The 21454-nt window shown below is 34.7% G+C and carries 15 protein-coding genes; 5 read left to right on the top strand and 10 right to left on the bottom strand.

The features are described 5' to 3' along the window. Window positions 1-407 precede the first annotated feature (407 nt). Entirely contained in the window at window positions 408-2045 is a 1638-nt protein-coding gene (groL, locus tag CSUIS19072_RS05025) for a chaperonin GroEL (RefSeq protein ID WP_086237653.1), read from the bottom strand. A 14-nt stretch (window positions 2046-2059) separates the two neighbouring features. Continuing rightward, entirely contained in the window at window positions 2060-2323 is a 264-nt protein-coding gene (gene groES / locus CSUIS19072_RS05020) for a co-chaperone GroES (protein ID WP_086237652.1), read from the bottom strand. Between the two features lie 233 nt (window positions 2324-2556). On the opposite strand from groES, the gene CSUIS19072_RS05015 reads away from it, so the two are divergent. Continuing rightward, window positions 2557-5124, top strand: coding sequence for a hypothetical protein (locus tag CSUIS19072_RS05015; RefSeq protein WP_086293055.1), 2568 nt, complete (start codon window positions 2557-2559; stop codon window positions 5122-5124). A gap of 23 nt (window positions 5125-5147) precedes the next feature. Here the strand turns inward: CSUIS19072_RS05015 and CSUIS19072_RS05010 are convergent, their stop codons facing one another. From CSUIS19072_RS05010 to CSUIS19072_RS04980, 7 genes are all read right to left on the bottom strand, one after another. Beyond that, the gene (locus CSUIS19072_RS05010; protein WP_086242533.1) at window positions 5148-6422 is read right to left on the bottom strand and encodes an aminotransferase class V-fold PLP-dependent enzyme; all 1275 of its coding nucleotides are present in this window, start codon (window positions 6420-6422) and stop codon (window positions 5148-5150) included. Window positions 6423-6484: 62 nt separating this feature from the next. Next, on the bottom strand, window positions 6485-8272 hold the full coding sequence (recG, locus tag CSUIS19072_RS05005; RefSeq protein WP_236847911.1) for an ATP-dependent DNA helicase RecG: 1788 nt from the start codon (window positions 8270-8272) through the stop codon (window positions 6485-6487). Beyond that, window positions 8272-9498, bottom strand: a complete 1227-nt coding sequence (locus CSUIS19072_RS05000) for a M16 family metallopeptidase (protein ID WP_086293059.1) — start codon at window positions 9496-9498, stop codon at window positions 8272-8274. The genes recG and CSUIS19072_RS05000 overlap by 1 nt, the downstream gene beginning before the upstream one ends. Further along, a complete protein-coding gene (gene pyk, locus CSUIS19072_RS04995) occupies window positions 9498-10940 on the bottom strand; it encodes a pyruvate kinase (protein ID WP_086293061.1) in 1443 nt (480 codons plus the stop codon). The genes CSUIS19072_RS05000 and pyk overlap by 1 nt, the downstream gene beginning before the upstream one ends. An 89-nt stretch (window positions 10941-11029) precedes the next feature. Continuing rightward, complete coding sequence (locus CSUIS19072_RS04990; RefSeq protein WP_086293063.1) at window positions 11030-12376, bottom strand: FAD-dependent oxidoreductase; 1347 nt, start codon at window positions 12374-12376, stop codon at window positions 11030-11032. 188 nt (window positions 12377-12564) lie between these two features. Beyond that, entirely contained in the window at window positions 12565-13860 is a 1296-nt protein-coding gene (locus CSUIS19072_RS04985; RefSeq protein ID WP_180379398.1) for a DNA recombination protein RmuC, read from the bottom strand. A 43-nt stretch (window positions 13861-13903) separates the two neighbouring features. Beyond that, window positions 13904-14113, bottom strand: coding sequence for an alkylphosphonate utilization protein (locus CSUIS19072_RS04980; RefSeq protein ID WP_086237644.1), 210 nt, complete (start codon window positions 14111-14113; stop codon window positions 13904-13906). A gap of 141 nt (window positions 14114-14254) precedes the next feature. On the opposite strand from CSUIS19072_RS04980, the gene alaS reads away from it, so the two are divergent. The 4 genes from alaS to CSUIS19072_RS04960 are packed head-to-tail and all read left to right on the top strand — an operon-like array spanning window position 14255 to window position 19750. Further along, window positions 14255-16792, top strand: coding sequence for an alanine--tRNA ligase (gene alaS, locus CSUIS19072_RS04975; RefSeq protein ID WP_086242529.1), 2538 nt, complete (start codon window positions 14255-14257; stop codon window positions 16790-16792). Next, entirely contained in the window at window positions 16789-17271 is a 483-nt protein-coding gene (locus CSUIS19072_RS04970; protein ID WP_086237642.1) for a hypothetical protein, read from the top strand. The genes alaS and CSUIS19072_RS04970 overlap by 4 nt, the downstream gene beginning before the upstream one ends. Then, a complete protein-coding gene (maf, locus tag CSUIS19072_RS04965) occupies window positions 17268-17813 on the top strand; it encodes a septum formation inhibitor Maf (protein ID WP_086237641.1) in 546 nt (181 codons plus the stop codon). The genes CSUIS19072_RS04970 and maf overlap by 4 nt, the downstream gene beginning before the upstream one ends. Beyond that, window positions 17810-19750: a transglycosylase domain-containing protein gene (locus CSUIS19072_RS04960; protein ID WP_086237640.1), complete on the top strand. Its 1941-nt coding sequence runs from the start codon at window positions 17810-17812 to the stop codon at window positions 19748-19750. The genes maf and CSUIS19072_RS04960 overlap by 4 nt, the downstream gene beginning before the upstream one ends. Before the next feature lie 31 nt (window positions 19751-19781). Here CSUIS19072_RS04960 and CSUIS19072_RS04955 read toward each other — a convergent pair whose 3' ends face one another. After that, entirely contained in the window at window positions 19782-21452 is a 1671-nt protein-coding gene (locus tag CSUIS19072_RS04955; protein ID WP_086293065.1) for an FTR1 family iron permease, read from the bottom strand. Between the last annotated feature and the right edge of the window lie 2 nt (window positions 21453-21454).

The following is a 21454-nucleotide window of genomic DNA, read 5'->3' as shown; positions in this document are numbered from 1 at the left end:
ACCTCGGCTAAAGCCGTCGCATTCGCTGGTTTTGGAAACCCCTAAAGTCCCCGCAGGCGGGGTACCCCATTTATGAGGACTTTCTCAAAGAGAGTGCAAAGCACAAGAGTGTTTGGTTCTTTAGCACGGATTTTGGTTTTTATTCCAAATTTTCGCCAAAGTGGGGCTTAACTCCACTGCGAAGTTATAATAAAAAATAAATTATATCGATACTAAAGCATACTTTTTGCCTAAAAATTATTAAATTTAATCTTTAAAATCCAATTTCAATATATTTGTTTTGTTACGATGAGTAAATAAGAATTAAGTTGTGTTAATGATAGAATTTATGATTTAATTGTGTTAAAAATCTGAATTATATAAAAATTTATATAAATTTGACAGCCAAAAAGGCTGCCAAATCGGGCTTACATCATACCGCCCATTCCACCCATACCGCCCATATCAGGCATTGCTGGCATAGCTGGTTTATCCTCTTTGATTTCGCTTACTGTAGCTTCTGTAGTAAGTAGCAAGCTAGCTACGCTAACAGCATTTTGAAGTGCTATGCGTTCTACTTTAACAGGATCTATAATACCAGCTTCAAACATATCTACATACTCTCCGCTAGCAGCGTTAAATCCGTAATTTGCCTTATCAGCACTGCTTACTGCGTGAGCTACCACACCAGCATCAAATCCAGCATTTTCAGCTATTTGGCGAAGTGGAGCAAATAAAGCACGCTTGACGATATCAGCGCCGATTAGCTCATCGCCTTTTAAATTCAAATCTACTTTATTTCCAGCCTTAATCAAAGCAGCACCGCCGCCTATCACGATGCCCTCTTCTACTGCTGCTTTAGTAGCGTTTAGAGCATCATCTACTCTATCTTTTTTCTCTTTCATTTCAGTTTCAGTAGCGGCTCCGACTTTGATAACTGCTACACCACCACTTAATTTAGCCAATCTTTCTTGAAGTTTTTCTTTGTCATAGTCGCTTGTAGTTTCAGCTATTTGAGCTTTGATTTGGCTGATTCTAGCGTCTATCGCCTCTTTTGAGCCAGCGCCATTTACGATTGTAGTGTTATCTTTGTCGATTACTACTCTATCAGCTTGACCTAGATCATTTATACTAACACTCTCCAAAGTTCTACCTAGCTCTTCGCTAATTACTTCGCCACCTGTTAAAATAGCGATATCTTCTAGCATAGCTTTTCTTCTATCACCAAAGCCAGGTGCTTTAACTGCTGAGATATTTAGCACGCCACGAAGTTTATTGACAACTAAAGTTGCTAAAGCCTCACCCTCTATATCTTCGGCGATAATTAGTAGAGGTTTGCCTGTTTTTTGGATTTGTTCTAAAACTGGTAAAAGATCTTTTAAATTTGATATTTTTTTATCAAATAATAGTATAAATGGGCTGCTTAACTCAACTTGCATCTTCTCTGCATTTGTGATGAAATATGGGCTTAGATAGCCTCTATCAAACTGCATACCCTCAACTACATTTAACTCATCATTTATTGATTTAGCCTCTTCAACTGTGATAACTCCATCTTTGCCTACTTTTTCCATAGCCTCAGCTATTAGATCTCCTACGCTTGTATCGCTATTTGCTGAGATAGTAGCTACTTGGGCGATCTCTTTTTTGCCTTCTACTTTTTTAGATGCGTTTTTAAGCTCGTTTATCACCGCAGTAGCGAATTTATCCATACCTCTTTTTACTTCGATTGGATTTGCTCCAGCTGTGATATTTCTTAAACCTTCTTTAAATATAGCATGAGCCAAAACTGTAGCAGTTGTAGTGCCATCGCCTGCTTCATCGTTTGTTTTGCTAGCTACTTCTCTTACTAAACCTGCGCCCATATTTTCTATAGTATCAGCTAGTTCAATCTCTTTAGCTACGCTAACGCCATCTTTTGTGATTGTTGGGGCGCCAAAGCTCTTTTGTAAAAGCACATTGCGTCCTCTTGGTCCCATTGTTACTTTGACCGCGTCGCTTAATTTTTTAACACCATTGTATAGTCTATTTCTAGCATCATCTGCAAATATAATCTCTTTTGCCATCTTTTATCCTTTTATTATTTTATAATTCCTAAAATATCTTCTGTATTTAAAACTAGATATTTTTTATCATTAAGCGTAATTTCGCTACCGCTATATTTAGCAAATACAACCGTATCACCTACGCTAAGACCCTCTGCTTCTTTGCTAACAGCTACAACTTTACCTTGACTTGGTTTTTCTTTAGAAGCATTATCTGGAATGATAATACCTGAAGCTGTAGTTTTAAGCTCTTCTTCCCTCTCTACAAGCACACGCTTACCTAATGGTAAAAAATTCATTTTGATCCTTTCATGTAGTCTGATTTAAAAATTAGCACTCTATATATTTGAGTGATGAAAATATATCATAATTTTATATATATGTCAATAAATTTACCCCAAATTTAAATAAAAATTATCAAAAACATTTAGTCTAATCCACTCAAGCTTAATAAAATTTCTCTATAACTAGCAAATTTAATTTATTAAGCTAGATTTGAGTATAATTAAATAAATTTTTTTAAGGAATTTAGATGAGAGTTTTATACTGGATTTTAGGAAGCTTAGCCGTGCTTTTGGCTATTGCTTATACCCTGCTTTTTAGTAGCGTTGGAAATAGCATAACAAAGCCATATATACAAAAGATAGCATCTCAAAAGAGCGGAATGGATATAAGGCTTGATGAGTTTAAGCTATCTATCAGCACTCTTGATATTACCGTTAGTGTAAATAATGCCTTAAAAGCTAGAATTTATGGTAATTACAGCCTATTTACCCAAAAATTAGACCTTAACTACACCGCTAGCACAAGCGATTTAAGTAGTTTTGGGGTGGATATTAAAGATAATATAAGCTTAAATGGTGCTATTTTAGGCGAATTTAATAATTTTATTGCTAATGGTAGTGGGACGATAGTTGGGTCAAATTTGCGTTTTGCTACTAGAATTGCCAATTTTGCTCCAGTTGAGATAAAGCTAGATGCTAGATCGCTTGAGCTAGCACAAATTAGCTCCATAGCATTAGGAAAGCCATATATAAAAGGCAAGATGAATATCATAGCTGATATTGGTAGTAACGATGGAAATTACAATGGAAATGCTACTTTAAATATCCCAAATTCTATAGTAAATAGCGAGTTAGTGGCTGCTGATTATGGTGTAAATTTGCCACAAAATTTCACAATAAAAGCAAACTCAAATTTAAACTTAGATGGTAGAGTTGCTAAGGCTAAAAGCGTGATTACCACGCCAGTTGCCGTTATCGCAGCTTTAAATTCAATATATAATATTGATGAAAATGCCTTAAATAGCGATATAAATTTAAATATTCCAAATTTGGCTAGACTTGAGCCTATAATCGGTCAAAAACTACATGGAGAGATCACGGCTAAGGCTAATACTAAGATAGTTGGAGCCAATTTAAAGTTTTTAGATGCTGATATTAATGGATTAGGCGGCGTAATAACAGCTAAAATGGCAAATAATGAGGTAAAAGCAGATATTAAAAAAATTAAATTAAATGAGCTTTTAAAACTCATATCTATGCCAGCACTAGCAGATGGAAGTATCAACGGCAACGCCACAATAATAGGGTTAAATGACCCTAATAAAAGAGCTGGAGATATAAAAATAGATATAAATGGTGGGCTATTTAATGCTAGTGAATTAAATAAGATGATTGGCTCAAATATAAATAAAAATATCGCATTTAACTCAAATATAAAAGCAGATTTAAAGGGCGATGATGCTAATCTAAACGCGAATTTAAAATCTGAAATTTTAAATATAAATAGCCTAAATGCAAACTATAATCTAACGCAAAAAATCGCAAAAGCTAGTACCCAAATAGTAGCACCAGACCTTGCTAAATTAGGCAATATTTCTGGAGCCAAACTAATAGGTCAAATCGCTATAAACGCAGATTTAATAGGGGATTTGAATAATCAAAAATTACCATTAAAAAGTGCAAATTTAGATATTAAGGCTATTGATGGGTTGATTAGTGCTAATATAGATAATGGCAAATTAAAGGCTAAAATTCAAAATATTTTGGCTCAAAATCTCTTTTTGATGATTGGTCAAAAGCCACTTTTAAGCGGGGAGTTAAATGGGGAGCTAAATCTTGATAGCATTGATATTGCTAATTTAAATGGCAAGGGCGAGATAAGACTAGAAAATGGGGTGTTAAATGCGGCAAATTTAAAAGCTCTAACAGATAAAAATTTCCCACAAAATACCACCATTAACGCACATATCAAACCCACTTTTACCAATTCCACCATCCATTTTGCCACTACGATTAATTCAAATTTAGCCACAATAAACAAATTTGATGGTAGCTATGATATAAATAAAAATAGCCTTGAAGCCATATATAACGCCGATATTCCAAGGCTAGATAAGCTAGAGTTTTTAACTGGAATGAAGCTAAATGGCTCACTAAATCCAAGCGGTAAAATCTCTATAAATGAGAATATAAATGCTACTTTAAATAGCGATTTTATCGGCTCAAAACTCAAAATAGATATAAAGGATAATAAAGCAAATTTAACCTTACCTAAATTTGAGATTGCTAAGCTTTTGGAATTTTTAGATTTTAGTGCTTTTTATCAAGGGGAGGCTACTTTAAATGCTAATTACGATCTAAACAGCTCCAAAGGCGATTTCAAAGCTGATATAGCCAAAGGGCAATTAGCTAAGAGTGATCTTACAAATTTAATTAGCGCTACAATTCAAAAAGATATAACAAATGAAGTCTATAAAGATGGCTATATAAAAGGGATAATAGATAAAAATTTGGTTAATTTCAACGCTTGGCTAAGCTCACAAAAATCAGATATAAACATTACATCTGCTAGTTTAGATACCGCCTCAAAAGCTATAAATATCCCAGTTAAAGCAAATTTAGAAAAGACTGATATAGCTGTAAATATCACAGGCACAAGCGACCAGCCAAAGTATGCTATTAGCTCTAACTATCTAAAAGATAAGGTTTCAAAAGAGATTGATCGTGGGCTAAATAAGCTATTTAAAGGCGACGAAGAGAAAACTCAAGGCACAAAAGATCTCATAAACGGCCTTCAAAATTTATTTAATCGCTAAGCCATTTTACAGCTTAGATAAGATCAAGCTAAATATTTTTTAGCTTGATTAATCGCACTTAATAGATAATCCACATCATCATCGCTATGAGACCAGTGAAGGCTAACTCTTAACCAGCCAGGCTTAAAGCTAAGCGGTTCATCATCATTAAGCCCTAAAAGATCATGTCCATATGGTCCAGCACATGAGCATCCAGCACGACTTTGAATTCCAAATTTCAAGCTTAGAGTTTGAGCTAAATCAAATGGCGATATGCCTTTGATATTAAAAGCAAAAATAGCGAGTTTTTCCTTATCTTTTGGAGCGTAATTTACCACCCCTTTTATATGAGATAGTCCATATTCGAATTTACTCATCAGCCTATCTTTTTGATTTTTGATAAACTCCAGTCCCACTTGATTTCTAAGCTCAAAAGCCAAATACGCACGGATAAGCTGAGTAATGGCAGGAGTTCCAGCATCTTCTATCTGCTCTATATCATCTAAATAACGCACACTTTTTTTGCTAACATAGCTAACCGTTCCACCAGCTGAAAATGTAGGCAAATTTGTATTAAATAATGATTTTCTAATAGCTAAAATCCCGCAACCACCAACCCCACCAAGCAATTTATGCGAAGATATAAATATAGCATCACACAAAGAGCTATCTACATTCTCATACGCTATCAAGCTTGAAGCGTCTATGGCAATTACAGCATTATACCGCTTTGCTATGGAATTTATAGCCTTTATATCAGTTTTAATCCCAGTTACATTTGAAGCAGCACTAATGCTAATTATAATCTTTCTATTAGCGTTAATCTTTAAAATTTTATCTAGCTCCCCCCAGTGTAATCCGCCATCTCTAGCTAGAGGTATTCGCACCACTTCACAAGCTCCACTTCTATAGCTAATCTCATTGCTATGGTGCTCATATGGCCCAACAATCACTAAAGGCAAAGATCGCCTTATACTATCAAAATTGATATTCAACGCCATTTTGGTAGCTGGTGGAATATAAATTCCCATAATTTCTTGAAATTTTTTGATCGCCGCACTGCTGCCTTGTCCGCATGGTAAAAGCAAAAAATCGCTTTGTAAATTTAGTAATCTTTTAATTCCAGCCCTTGCATTTTCATAATAATTTGTCGTGATATTTGAGCATTGGCTACACTCGCTATGAGTGTTAGCGTAAGTCTTTAAAACTCGCCTTATCTCATCTTCAATAGGCAAATACCCAAGCCCGCTAGCAGTCCAATCAAAATAGTAAATTCCATCTTTTAATATTATATTTTGGCGAATTTTATCTATATTCAATACTTCTTCCTAGATTTTTGTCTAATTATACTAAAATTTAGTAAAATCTAAATTCACAAACTCTATTTGCCCCTTAAAGCGGCTAATCTACTTTTGGCTTTTTGAGCTATATCCTCTTCCATATCATAATATTCAAATGTAGCTCCATGCTGAATTGTCCCATCTAAAATATCTCCAGCTTGGCGGTTTTTTAAATCTATCTTAGCCACCTCAAATCCATCAAGAGTTTTAGCAAATTCCTTAAGCCTACTTGGTATATTATCAAGCTTAGTATATAGATAGCACCAGCCAACTCCGCCATTTCTGCTAACCCTACCACGAAGCTGATGAAGCGAAGCAAGACCTAACTTCTCAGCACCAACTATAACAATAGTAGAGAGCCTAGGAAGCGAAATCCCAACCTCAACAATCGTAGTAGCTAGCAAGATATTGCCATCATTAGCAAACTGCTCTAAAATATCATCTTTTTGCTTATCCTTGCCATGCGTGATATAGACCTTTTGAAATTTATTTAACCAAAATGGAGCAGCCGTGCTTAAGCTTTGATAGTTGCTTACTTGGCTATCTTCTATGAGCGGATAGATGATTATTGTCTGTTTATTTTCTTGAATTTGAGCTTTGATATGCTCTAAAAGTGCGTTAAATCCGCTATTTTGGATTATTAGCGTTTTAATCTGTTTAATAAATGGGGTTTGCTTTAAAAAGCTAAAGCTAACTAGCTCAGACTCAATAAGACAAAGCGTCCTAGGAATCGGTGTCGCACTAAATTGTAAAAAGTGCGCCCTTAGGCTTTCATCACGAGTTAATTCATCGATTTTTTGCCGTTGAGTTGAGCCAAATCTATGCTGTTCATCGATCATTATTAGAGTGCTTTTTGGTAAATTTTGGTATAAGAGTACGTGAGTACCAACTATCAAATTCGCATCTTCTAAATTTATATTTTTTGAGCCTTTTTGTAGATATACCACCTTCATAAATTTCGGTAAAAGCCGTATTGCCTCACTATAAAGCTGAGTAGCAAGGATGGTAGTAGGTGCCATTAAAATAGATAAATTTGGATAATTTAAAAGTGCCGCACCAAGTATAACTAAAGTCTTACCGCTACCTACATCTCCCATTATCACTCGTTTTGCTGATAGATCTTTAGCAAGATCGATTTTAATATCATTTAGCGCTTTTAGCTGGTCATTAGTAGGCTTAAAAGGTAGATTATCCAACCACTGCGAAATATCATATGGCTTAATAGCAGTGGCTTTAAATAGCACTTTTTTTACACTAAGCTTTTTTAAATAGTTAAAAATTTCAATAAATTTTAAAATTTCCATCTGCTTAGGGGTTAAATTTAAAGCTGAATTTGTCTCATTAAGATTATGTAAAGATAAAATCTCATTAGCCTCATTAGTTTCAAGTCCTTGAGCGATTAAAGAGTCAAGGCTTATATATTTTTGAATTAATTTTTGAATTTGGCTATCTTTTATAGATCTTTTATAATGTGGGATAATCTGGCCAACCTTGGTTATAATCTTAGGATTGCTAAACTGCCAAATTCCATTATATAACATGCTTTTACCATAGATATAAAGCCTCTTACCACGCTTAAATGAAGCATAATGCCACGCTTTAGCATTAAAAATAACAATACTTACACTACAATCCCAAGAGATACAATAAGCCAAAACATTAAGCGTATTAGGGCGAGTAAGCGTAGATTTAATCTCTATTTCTACGCTATTATCGCCTGAATTTGGCTGATTTTTTATACGCAAATCCTCAAAACTCTTTGGCAATATCAAAGCTAGATCAAGCAAACTTGCTATGCCTAGCTCTTTTAATTCCTCAATCTCTTTCACTATTTTTGCTCATTATATAAGCAAGCAATACTAAGATTATTAAAATCTTTTAAGCTAAATATAAATTTATTTAATTCATCTAACTCCAAAGCCTTAATTCGCCCTAAATTTATATCAAATTCTCCAAGCTCGTAGCCTTGATAATGCTCTTTTTGTGCTATGGCAAGTCGCTTAAATAGCGTCTCTTTAGTAAGTGGCTCACTACCAAGTAAGAAATTTTTAGCCGCTTCTAGCTCCTCTTTGGTGGCTCCATATTGGATAAATTTAGCTATCTCATCTTTTATAATCATTATAGCTTCATCTTTGCTCTCATTTTTAGTCTGTAGATATCCGCTCATTGAGTTATAGCTTAAGTTTAAATTAGTCGAGCAATAGACACTATAAGCTAGCCCACGCCTAACCCTAATCTCCTCCATCAATCTAGAGCCAAACCCGCTACTACCAAAGATAAACATCGCTACATTAAGCTTAAATTTATCCCTTAAATCAAATTTAATCGGCGAACCAAAATATATATAAGCTTGCTCACTTGGCTTATCAATTATCTTTAAATTCCCATCGCTGCTTACTTGAATTTGGCTTAAATTTCTTTTCATACCGCTACTTAATACCTTAGCAAATTTATCAAATTCAACCTCATCTACACCAATATCACCACCTAATACAATAAACATATTCTCAAGATTTAAATTACTATCTATAAAATCTTTAATATCATCAATAGTGATTTTCTCAATACTATTAGGCGTCCCGATGCTAGGTATCGCAAGGCGTGAGTTAGGATACAAAATCTCTTTTAATGCGTTACTAGCTTGATAGTCATAATCCATGCTATTTGAAGCGATAACTCCAAGGGCTTGGGTTTTTAATTTTTTTAAGATATTATTATCATAATTTGGGCTAGATAATAGCTCTAAAAGCATATTAAATCCAAATTCAAAATGCTCACTCAAGCTCTCTAAACTAATCTCAAATGTCTCAAACCCCGCACTCGCCCCAAGCATAATAGCTCTCATATCCAAAGCTTTATTAAACTCATTGCTACTAAGCTTTTTGCTCCCCTCACTTAGCAATTCAGCGGCTAATTTTGCTACGCCATATTTTTTCTCATTACAAATTCCAGCTACCTTAAATACAAGCTTCAAACCCACCAAAGGTAACTCGCTATTATGCTCATATATCAAAGCCACATCGCTATTGCCGATTTTTAAATTTAATCTCTCCACTATTTTACCTCATTTAGATAATACTCGATTTGATCTTTTCTTAGAATTCTTATATAGTTTGTGCTACCTATTTTGCCTGTTGGATATCCTGCTGTGAGCGTGTATGTCGATTCATAGTTGATAAGCCCAGCATCTTTTAACCCTTTAATTGTATTGGCTAGAAGTAAATTCAGTTGATTTTTAGATACAACTAAGCTTGGAGTCACGCCCCATACGATTGTAATACTTCTAGCTATGTCCTCATCGTGTGTTACGGCAATTATCGGCATTGATGGTCGATTTCTAGCCATTTTGATCGCACTTGATCCACTGCTAGTGATAGAGATTATCGCATCAGCGCCGATTCTTTGAGCTAAATGCGAGCTAGCACTAGCTACCATATCTGTCTCATCGCTAAATTCAAACTCATCAAATTTACCATAAGGATATATAGATTCACTCTGCAATATAGTAGCGCTCATAGCCTTTACTACCGCTACTGGATTGATACCTACAGCGCTCTCTTCACTTAGCATCACCGCATCAGTCCCATCTAATACCGCATTGGCAACATCACTAATCTCAGCTCTAGTAGCACTTTGGCACTTAGCCATTGTAAGCATCATTTGAGTAGCTGTGATTACTGGGCGATTGGCTGCGTTGGCTTTTTTAATTATTAATTTTTGGATACTTGGCACTTTATAGTATGGCACCTCAATTCCTAAATCTCCACGAGCTACCATAATTCCATCGCTTGCTTCTATAATGCTATCTATATTTTCTACTGCGTCAAATTTCTCTATCTTAGCAAAAACCTTAGCATTAGAGCCAAAATCTCTTAATATCGCCTTGGCATTTATAATATCATTTGCGTTTTGAACGAAGCTAATAGCTACAAAATCCACGCCATTTTGCGCTCCCCAAAGCATATCATCTCTATCTTTTTTAGTGATAACATCGATATTTAGATTGGTATTTGGGAAATTCACACCCTTATTTGAGCTTAATACCCCATCATTTTCTATAATAGTCTCTATAACATCAGGTGAGCATTTTATCACCCTAGCCTTAATGCTACCATCATATAAATATATATACTCACCCTCTTTAATCAAAGACAAAATTTGAGGTTGATTGATACTTAGCTCATAAATTTCGCCATTTTTACGACCAATTATGCTATCTTTTAATACATTTAATCTATCACCAGCTTTTAGCTCAAAAGGCTCATTTAAAGCCCCTACTCTAATCTTTGGTCCGCAAATATCTTGTAAGACTCCAACTCTGATTTTAAGGGTATTTGATGCTTCTTTGATCTTCTCAATTGTGGATTTATGATACTCGTGCGTGCCGTGTGAGAAATTCAGCCTAAATACATTAACGCCCTCTTGGATTAAGGATTTAATCACCTCTATAGAATCACTAGATGGACCGATGGTTGCTACGATTTTTGTCTTTTTCATATTTGCTCCTAAATTTTGGTAATTATATCAAATTTAAGGATAAATGATGAGAATTTTAGCAGATTTTAGGCGGATAATCCGCCTAAATATTAATCAAATAACTCTTCGTTTAATTTGGCTTCGTTGAAGTTCTTGCCTAGATATTCGCAAATTTCACGCACATCTCTTAAGGCATTGCCAAGGCAGCTTGTCGCACCTGGACTTGGAGTCATATTAAATATTATACCAGTTTTTGGATTTATACTAGCTTCACCTAGCATTAATTTTTTCTCCGTTTTATTTAACACTTGAGGGCGAACACCGCCAAAACCTTTAGCATAATAAATATCGTTAGTACTTAGGCTTGGGACAATTTTTTGAGCATCTTTGACAAATAATTTTTTGTTTAGATATGGAACTTCAAATAAGAAATTGCGTAAAATATAGTTGCGAATTTCGCTATCTTTAAATAGATCAAATAATATACCAGCAATGGCTGAATCAAAATTTAAAGTCTTACAAAAATCAAGGAAACTTCCCCAATTATCATGGTATCTCTCTAGTTTAGGAAGCGCTAAAGCAGTAGGGCCAAATCTAGTACAACCATCAGCTAAAATATCTGGATCACCATGTAAAGCAGCAAATGGCAATTTAGGATTTTGCACCATATAGACCTTGCCGTTTAATAACTTTTTCTTAGTTAAATAAAAGCTCCCAGCCACAGGCAAACAGCCAAAATCCAGCCCATATCCCATTTTGTGAGCTAAATATAAAGAGTGAGCACCAGCATTTACTACGACAAAATCAGCACTAATTGATAGACCATTTGCAGTTTGGATATAGTATTTATCTGCATTTTGAGTGATTATATCCACTTTTGAGTTTAGATATACATCGCACTCTCCGCCCTCTTTTTTAGCATTTTCTACAAATGTAGTTGTAAATGCACCATAATCAACGGTGGTATATTCACCACTTTTCACACCCATACCAACCACATTTTCAGCCCTATGAGTACCATCGCTATTTAATATAATTTTTGGCTCGATTTTAGCTAGTTCAGCCTTATCATAAAACTCCAAGTATGGATAAAGCTCTTTAAATTCATTAAATCTATTTTTAATATAATCAACCTCAACATCGCCTACGCCAATTGCCATTTTTTGACCATCAAACATATATTTGCCTTGATAGCCGTGCTGTAAGCCATATTTTACCACCATTCTAGCAGTTTTGCTGACTTTTTGAGCCTTTTCGAATGTATAGTTTGTCTCAATATCGCCACAATGGATAGTTTGAGAATTAGCCGTTCCTTTCGAATTTAGCGTAGCTAAACCGCCATATTTTTCTATTAATGCTATACTTTTAACATCTGTATATCTAGCCAATTCATATAGTAGCGCACCGCCACTGATACCGCCACCAATTATCACCACCTCATAGTGCTTCTCTTTCATCTTTCACTCCTAAGATTTTTTGAATTCCGTAGTATATATTAATAAAACTTAAAGATAACAAAAGAAAAATAGTAAATTATAATATTTAAAAATTATTCAGCTTTAAAGCTGAAGATTTAAATTTAATTAATTAAATCCCCATATTTTGCTATTTTACTTTTAAAATTACATAGTCTTTATCCCCTATTTTATGATATTAACTCATCATCGCTAATTGCATATGGCAAAGTTTTTGTAGTTTTAGCTCCTAATTTTTTAAGGTTTTCAAACTTGCTTATTAAATTTCCACGCCCTTGATATAGAGTGGTTTTACCATCTTCGATTACCTTAGACATTGCAATTACTTGATTTTCTAATCTTTCATAATTTTTGATAAACACATCAAATTTATCATATATTTTACCAGCTTCGCTAAATATCCTAGCAGCATTCTCATCGCTTTTTAAATTTCTCCAGCAGATATACACGGTTTTTAAAGCCATCAAAAGAGTAAGTGGCGTGGTGATAAATATCCCTTTTTCATACGCATATTCATAAAGAGTGCTATCAGCACCAAGAGCGACAAATAGCATATTATCATTAGGTATAAACATAAATACATACTCATAATTTTTACTATCTAAAAATGCATAATCTTTGGAGCTTAAATTATCAATATGATTTCTAATATCCTTAGCCAAAGCCTTAGCATAGCCCTCTTTTAGGCTCTCATCTGTGGCGTTGTGATACTCATTATAATTGATAAGTGAGCATTTTGCGTCTATTATCGCTTTTTTATTCTCATCAAATTTAACCACAGCATCAAGATATTTTTGATTGCCATTTTCATCTTTACAAGCTACTTGCTTATCATAATTAACACCCAAAATAAGCCCACTGCTTTGTAGCACGCTATCAAGTTGGATTTCACCCCAATTGCCTAGAATTTTCTTATTGCTCTTTAAGGCTTCGGCTAAATTATGAGCTTGAGTCATAACGCCTTTAGTTTCGCTTTTTAAATTCTCAAAATTTACCTTAAATGTGTTATTTATCTCTAAATTTGATTTTTGATATTTATTTATCTCATCTTTTAATGGCGCAATCAAGCTCTCTAAAATTTTAGCTGAGCTTTCAGCCATCTCTTTACTACTTAAATTTAGCAAATTCTCACTCATCTGCTTGGTTTTTAGCTCAAAATACTCCCTAGTCTTGTTATCTAGCTCATCTTGACGCTCTTTTAGCTGCGTGTTTATCTCATTTGCACTTTCTAATTTTGTAGTTAATTGTGTGATTTTTTGGATATTTTGGATATTTTGCTCTTGTAAATTTTTATTCTCATCTTTTATGAAGTTTAGCTCTTGATCTTTTATGCTTAAATTCGCACTTAAATCGTTAAATTTCTGTCCTAGACTAGCTAGCTGGCTCTGCTTTTTAAACAGCACAAAACCAAGCCAAATCAACACAACTACCGCCACCGCAACCACTGCGCTTAAAATCTCAACCATCTAAATCTCCACACTAAGAATCAAAGCTTTTTAATACAAATTATCAAATTTTCTTTAAAAATTCACACTTTAACACCACAACGCCAACCCCATTTATCTTACACTCTACCTCACTATCTTTGCTTGTAAGCTTGATATTTTTAATCGTTGTGCCACGCTTAATCGTGCTACTAGCACCTTTTACCTTCAAATCCTTAATCACGCTAACGCTATCTCCAGCGTTTAATTCTATCCCGTTAGAATCCTTTGCCACTACATACTCCTTAAGGTTAATTTGAGCCAAAATTATAGCTATTTAATTCTTAAATTTCATAGCTATAAAGCATAAAAATTGAGTATAAATTTAGTAAATTTATGATACAATCAAGCCATTTTTAAATTTAGGAAATTAATTATGGATATTAGAAAAGAGTATTTGGAATTTTTTAAAAGCAAAGGACATGAGATTATAGATTCAGCTCCGCTAGTCCCAGATGATGCGAGCCTACTTTTTACAAATGCTGGAATGGTGCCTTTTAAAAGCATTTTTACAGGCGATGTGCCACGCCCTACTCCACCTATTCGCACTAGCTGTCAAACCTGCATTAGAGCTGGTGGCAAACACAACGACTTAGATAATGTCGGCTACACTGCTAGGCACCATACATTTTTTGAAATGTTAGGAAATTTCAGCTTTGGGGAATATTTTAAAGAAGAAGCCATCGCTTATGCGTGGGAGTTTGTAACTGAGATTTTACAACTACCAAAAGATAGATTATATGTAACCGTGCATGAAAATGATGATGAAGCCTATGAAATTTGGCAAAAACATATTCAAAAAGATAGAATTTATAAATTTGGAGATAAAGATAACTTCTGGGCTATGGGAGATACTGGACCTTGTGGCCCTTGTAGCGAGATATTTTACGATCAAGGAAGTGAGCATTTTAATAGCGATGAAGATTATATGGGTGGCGATGGAGATAGATTTTTAGAGATTTGGAATCTTGTATTTATGCAGTTTGAAAGGGATAAAGACGGCACTATGACTCCACTTCCAAAGCCATCAATCGATACTGGAATGGGGCTTGAGAGAGTAACTGCTATAAAAGAGGGTAAATTTAGCAATTATGATAGCTCTTTATTTATGCCTATAATAAACGAAGTTGCTAAAATCGCAAATTTAAAATATGAGTATGAGAGTGGTGCTAGCTTTAGAGTTATAAGTGATCATATTCGCTCAACTACATTTTTACTAGCTCAAGGCGTAAATTTCGATAAAGAGGGCCGTGGATATGTCCTAAGACGCATACTAAGAAGAGCTCTTCGCCATGGATACTTGCTTGGGATAAAAGAGCCATTTATGTATAGATTAGTTGATAAAGTAGTAGAATTAATGGGTGAGCACTATGATTATTTAAAAGAGAAAAAAGAGTATGTAAAAGAGCTGATAAAACTAGAAGAGGAGAGATTCTTAGCCACTATCTCTGCTGGGCTTGATCTATTTAACGAAGAGTTAGCAAAAACTTCAAGCAAAACTTTTAGCGGTGAAGTAGCGTTTAAATTATATGATACTTACGGATTTCCACTTGATCTAACGGCTGATATGCTAAGAGAAAAGGGACTTAGCGTAGATGAGGCTAAATTTGATGAGCTAATGAATGAGCAAAAAGCAAGAGCTAAAGCTAGCTGGAAAGGTAGCGGAGACGCTGCAAAAGAGAGTGGAGACTTTAAGGCTTTGCTTGAAGAATTTGGCGAAAATGAGTTTATCGGATATGAAAATTTAAAAAGCACTAGCAAAATTTTAGCCCTTTTAAATAGCGAATTTAAAAGAGTAAATGAGCTAAAAAATGGAGAAATCGGATATATTATGCTTGATTCTACTCCATTTTACGCTCAAAGTGGCGGTCAATGTGGAGATACCGGGCTTTTAGGTGGCAATCAAGTTCTTGATACAAAAAAATATTTTGGATTAAATCTAAGCACCATAGAGGCAAAAAATAGCGTAAAAATAGGAGAAAGCATAGATTGTGAAGTTAGCCTTAATAGGCTAGAAATTCGCCGCCACCACTCAGCCACTCACTTACTCCACGCAGCACTTAGAAGTATCCTTGGATCTCACATAGCTCAAGCTGGAAGTAGCGTAGAGGCTAATAAGCTTAGATTTGACTTCTCTCATCCAAAGCCACTCTCAAAAGATGAGTTAGAAAAAATAGAAAATTTCGTAAATGAAGCAATACTAAAAGGTGCTAAAGCAAAAGTAGAGATAATGGGGCTAGAAGAGGCTAAAAATAGCGGAGCCATCGCTCTATTTGGCGAGAAATATTCTGATAAAGTCAGAGTGCTGACCTTGGGATGCTCTAAGGAGCTTTGTGGTGGCACTCATGTGGAAAATTTAAATGAGATAGGAAGCTTTTTTATCATCAAAGAAAGTGGCGTAAGTGCTGGAGTAAGGCGTATAGAAGCAGTTTGCTCTAAAGCAGCATTAAACTATGCAAATGAGCTAAGAAAAGAGCTTGAAGAGATAAAATTTAGCCTAAAAGGAGCTGACCCAATCATCGCTATAACCAAGCTAAAAGATGAGATAAAATCATTACAAAATGAGATTAAAAATGCCAACTCATCAGTAGAGCTTAGCCATGAGAGTATAAATGGTATAAATGTAGTAGTGGGCGAGTTTAATGGCGATATAAAAGCCAAAATAGATGAGATAAAAAATAAATTTGATAAGGTTGTGGTATTTTTAGCTAGTTCAAAAGATAATAAAGTAAGCCTAGCTGTAGGAAGCAAAAATACAGATATAAAAGCCGGAGAGCTAGTAAAAGCTATAGCCCCTATAGTTGGCGGCGGTGGCGGTGGTAGAGATGATTTTGCTACTGCTGGAGGTAAAGATATAAGCAATATCTCAAAAGCCTTAGAAGAGGCTAGTAAGATGATAAAGAGTAAAATTTGAATAGTGCATTTGCAAGGCTAGATCAGATAGCACCATTTATACATATTAGCATAGCTGTTTTATTCATAGCCTTGCATATAGTAACAGCAATTTGCGCTCACTACTGCTTTAAAAATACAGAGCAAAATTGCTATAAACTAATTTTAAAAGAATTTACCAAATTTCTCTTTAGTGCTTTGGCAATGGTGATACTTTTGCTATTTGGTGGATTATACATGTCTTATGGTGAGCACTTCCCAATAGGCGATCCAATGGTAGAGGCTATTGTCAAAACCAAGATTGCGATACTAATTTTCATCTGTGCTAATCTAGCCTATATCTCATATAAGTATCACCAAGCCAAAGGGGCATTTATCAAAGATGATATGATAATGAGCCATGAGAATTTAATTCTTATAATCTACTATTTTATCCCATTAAATATAGTTTTATCATTTATAAATATATACCTTGGCATAACTTTTAGAGGGTTTTTATGATAGTTTTAGCTTCTAGCTCTGCTAGTAGGGCTTTGATTTTAAAAGAGCATGGCGTGGAGTTTATCCAAGTTTGTATGGAGTATGATGAGAATTTTGATTCTAATTTGCCACCAGCTAAATACGCTATGAGTATCACAAATAGCAAGGCTAAGCAGTTTTTTGATAAATTTAAAAACCAATATGATCGTGTGCTATTTGCTGATAGTAGCGTGGTATGTCAAGGAGTTATTTTAGGCAAGGCAAAAGATGAGATAGAGGCTAGATATATGCTAAAACTCCAAAGCAATAGCCTAACTAGCGTATATACTGCCATGAAATTTATCACTCAAAATATGATAATTGATATGCTAAGCATCGCAAGCTATAAATTTAAAAAATTTGATAACGATGATCTAGATAGATATATAGCAAGCAATCTATGGCAAGGCAAGGCTGGAGCTATGATGATAGAGGGATTTAATAAAAAATATATAGAAGTCCAAAAAGGCAATAAACCCACAGCCATGGGGCTAGATATTATAAATTTAAAGGCATTTTTATGAAATATATTTTTAATCTACTAATAATAATTGCTTTAACCGCTATAGGTGGAGTTATATATTTTTACTCTCAAATTAAGATTGATATATCAAAAATTGTAGATTACAACCCAAAGCTCACAACTCATATATATGATAGAAATGGGGATTTAGTCGCTTATATTTTTGATGAAGAGAATAGACAATATGCTAAATTTAACGAAATTCCCCCACGCATTATAGAGGCACTAATTGCCATTGAAGATACCGCATTTTTCGAACATGGCGGGATAAATTATGAAGCGATCTTTAGAGCGGCGATTAAGGATATTCAAGCAATGGCATTAGTCGAAGGTGCCTCAACCCTAACTCAACAGCTAGTTAAAAATATGCTCTTAACAAGGGAGAAAAAATTTACTAGAAAACTCAAAGAGATAATCATATCTTACGAAGTAGAGCAAAAGCTTACAAAAGAGCAGATAATCGAACGATATTTAAATCAAGTATATTTCGGGCATGGATATTATGGGATTAAAACTGCCGCACTTGGATACTTTAAAAAGAATTTAGATGAGCTAAGCATAAAAGAGATCTCTATGCTAGTTGGTCTGCCAAAGGCTCCTAGTAGCTATGATCCAACTAGGCATTTAGATCTATCTCTCTCTAGGGCAAATAATGTCCTTTTAAGAATGTATAATATCGGCTGGATCACAGATAAAGAGTATCAAGCCGCTATAAAAGAGACACCAAAAATTTACGAACAAACCCTAACTCAAAACAAAGCCCCATATCTAGTAGATGAGACTATCAAACAGCTAACCCCACTTTATAAAGATATTAAATATGGCGGATATAAAATCACTTTAAACGCTGATTTAAAAGTCCAAGAGATAGCTAGAAATGCACTAAAATTTGGCTATAATGAAATTTTAAAAAGAAATAAAGATGCCAACACTACAGTTTTAAATGGTGCAATGATAGTTACCAATCCTACCAATGGCGAGATATTAGCGTTAGTTGGCGGGGTTGATTACGCAAAAAGCAACTTTAATCGTGCCACTCAAAGCTATAGACAACCAGGCTCTAGCTTTAAGCCTTTTCTCTATCAAATAGCACTAAATCAAGGCCTATCCCCTCAAAGCAAAGTCGCTGATATATCTAGAATTTATGAAGGAGCAAATAAGAATAGTGAAGAGGATAAGGATTGGAAGCCAAAGAATTTTAGCGGTAATTTCAAAGGGCTAATCACCCTTAATGACGCATTAAAACAATCAAGAAATCTTGCCACAATAAACCTTTTAAATTCCATTGGTCTTGATGTAGTTCAAAGGAATTTAGAGGATTTCGGATTTAAAAATATACCAAATAACCTATCAATCGCACTTGGTAGCTTCGGTGTAAGCCTTATGGATTATAGTGAGCAATACTCTATATTTCCAGGGCTTGGCACTAGGCATAAAACTAGACTCATCAACTCAGTTGAGAGTAAAGATGGGCAAATATTTAAATTTGAGCCAAAAAGTAGTGAAATTATCAAGCCAGAGCAAGCTTATTTGATGGTTAAAATGCTTCAAAATGTTGTAAATAACGGCACTGGACGCTCTGCTAAGATTGATGGTATAGAACTAGGTGGGAAAACTGGCACTACAAATGATAGCATAGATGCGTGGTTTTGTGGATTTGCTCCTGAAATTCAAGTCCTAGTCTGGTATGGAAATGATAATAACACTCCAATGAGATATGTGGAAGGCGGCTCTAGAACTGCAGCTCCTGTATTTAAGCAATTTATGCAAGAGTATATAGCAAATTACCCACAAACCAAACGAGATTTTGATATGCCTAGTGGCGTTTATCGCAAAATATATGATGGAGTAGATGCCCTATACACATCTACTTCACCACTACCAAAAGAACAAAATAGCATACTAGAAAAGCAAGATAAAGAGGGGATAATATTTTAATAGCTTTAATAATGGTAAATTGGTTGAAATTCTAAACCGCCTTTTTTCTCATTAAAAGAGCTAGAATTATTACAGATGATATATAGGCAATTTGCATAATCAACCCCTCAAGCGTATTATAAAATCCAATGAAAGATATAGAAGGGATAGATGATATAATGCTATTTGGCACTATATTTGTAAGTTGTAAGGCATGCACGCTAACACCTAAAATCTTAAAGCCAAGTGCGTAAAGCAATAAACTCATAAGCTTAAAAATATTGTGCATAGCTATTTTAGAAGTGATAAATTTCATAAAATATGCTATCAAAATCAAAATAGCCAAAGCCCCAACTATACCACTTATAAAGCTTGAAATTTGCACCTTTGGTAGCATTCCAGCATAAAATAGTATAGTCTCAGCACCTTCTCTAAAAACAGCTAAAAATGATAATAATCCAAACCAAAGCAAACTACCACTAGCAACAGCTCTATTGATCTGCTTAGTTATATAGGCATTCCAAGCCTTAAGGCTACTTTTAGAGTGTAACCAAGCTACTACAAACACCATAACAACCACAGCCAATATACCCACTATTCCTTCTAAAATTTCTCTATTTGTACCAGCTGCTGCCAAAGGAAATAGATAGCTCAAAGTCGCCGCACCAAATACACTAGCTACTATAGCAATACCAGCACCACCTAAAATATGAGCCTTAGCTCTTTGTAAATTACCTGTTTTTACAGCAGCTAAAAGTGCGACTACTATAAGCAAAGCCTCCACTCCCTCTCTAATAAGCACTATAGCTACATCATAGGCGTTGTAATTTGCATTAAAATCTAGAGAATTGATATTATCTATAATGTTATTTAGCATATTTATGGATTTTAAGGAGTCTATATCGGCTGCTATTTGTGGTAGATCGCTCTCTATTGCGTTGTATAAATTCGCACTGCGAGTTCTAATTTCACCTTCAAAAAGTGGCCAATTTGTTATAAAATTTAAAATATTGCTCTTTGCCTTAGCGTTATCAATGCCGATTAAACCTTTTACCTCATCAAGTAGAGTTAAATTTCGTTTAAGCTCTTCTAAGGTATCGCCATCAACTTTTATCTCCTTAGTATTACCAGCTAGAAAATCGTTTAAAAACTCACCTAGCTCTATAATTTGACTATCCATGGCGGCTATATCGCTAGGAGTGCTTACCATAGCCATTCTATATAGCGCCATTGATGTCTCTATCTTGCCATAATGCCAAGGACTTAAATCACCCACCACACGCTCATTTCGCTGCCAAGAATCGTAAAATCTCTTAAAAATAGACGGAATTTGCTCTAAATCTCTATCTTTAGTAGCATTTACTAACTGCTTATATAAAGACATCACCTTTTGTTTAAATTTCGCCCTTTTAGCCTCATAATCTACAGGGTTTTGCTCCTTTTCAAAAGCAATTAATGCACTAGATAAACTCTCGATATTCTCAACACTTGTATCATTTAAAACAGCTTTTAATCTCTGCTTTACATCATTAGATAAAACTGTATTGATATTAAGAGCATTAAATTGTTCTTGAAATTCAACCATTATATCTTTTGCTAGTTTGCTATCTCCGCTTTTAGCCGCACCTAAAGCGTCTGAAATTTGTATAAAAAATGGACTCATATTAGCTTCTAAATTTAAAGCAAAGAGTAAAGATAAGATCATAAAATAAAATTTAGACATAA

The organism is Campylobacter sp. RM19072 (assembly GCF_024723485.1).
Lineage (GTDB): Bacteria > Campylobacterota > Campylobacteria > Campylobacterales > Campylobacteraceae > Campylobacter > Campylobacter porcelli.
This window is presented reverse-complemented; position numbering and strand designations above follow the sequence as displayed.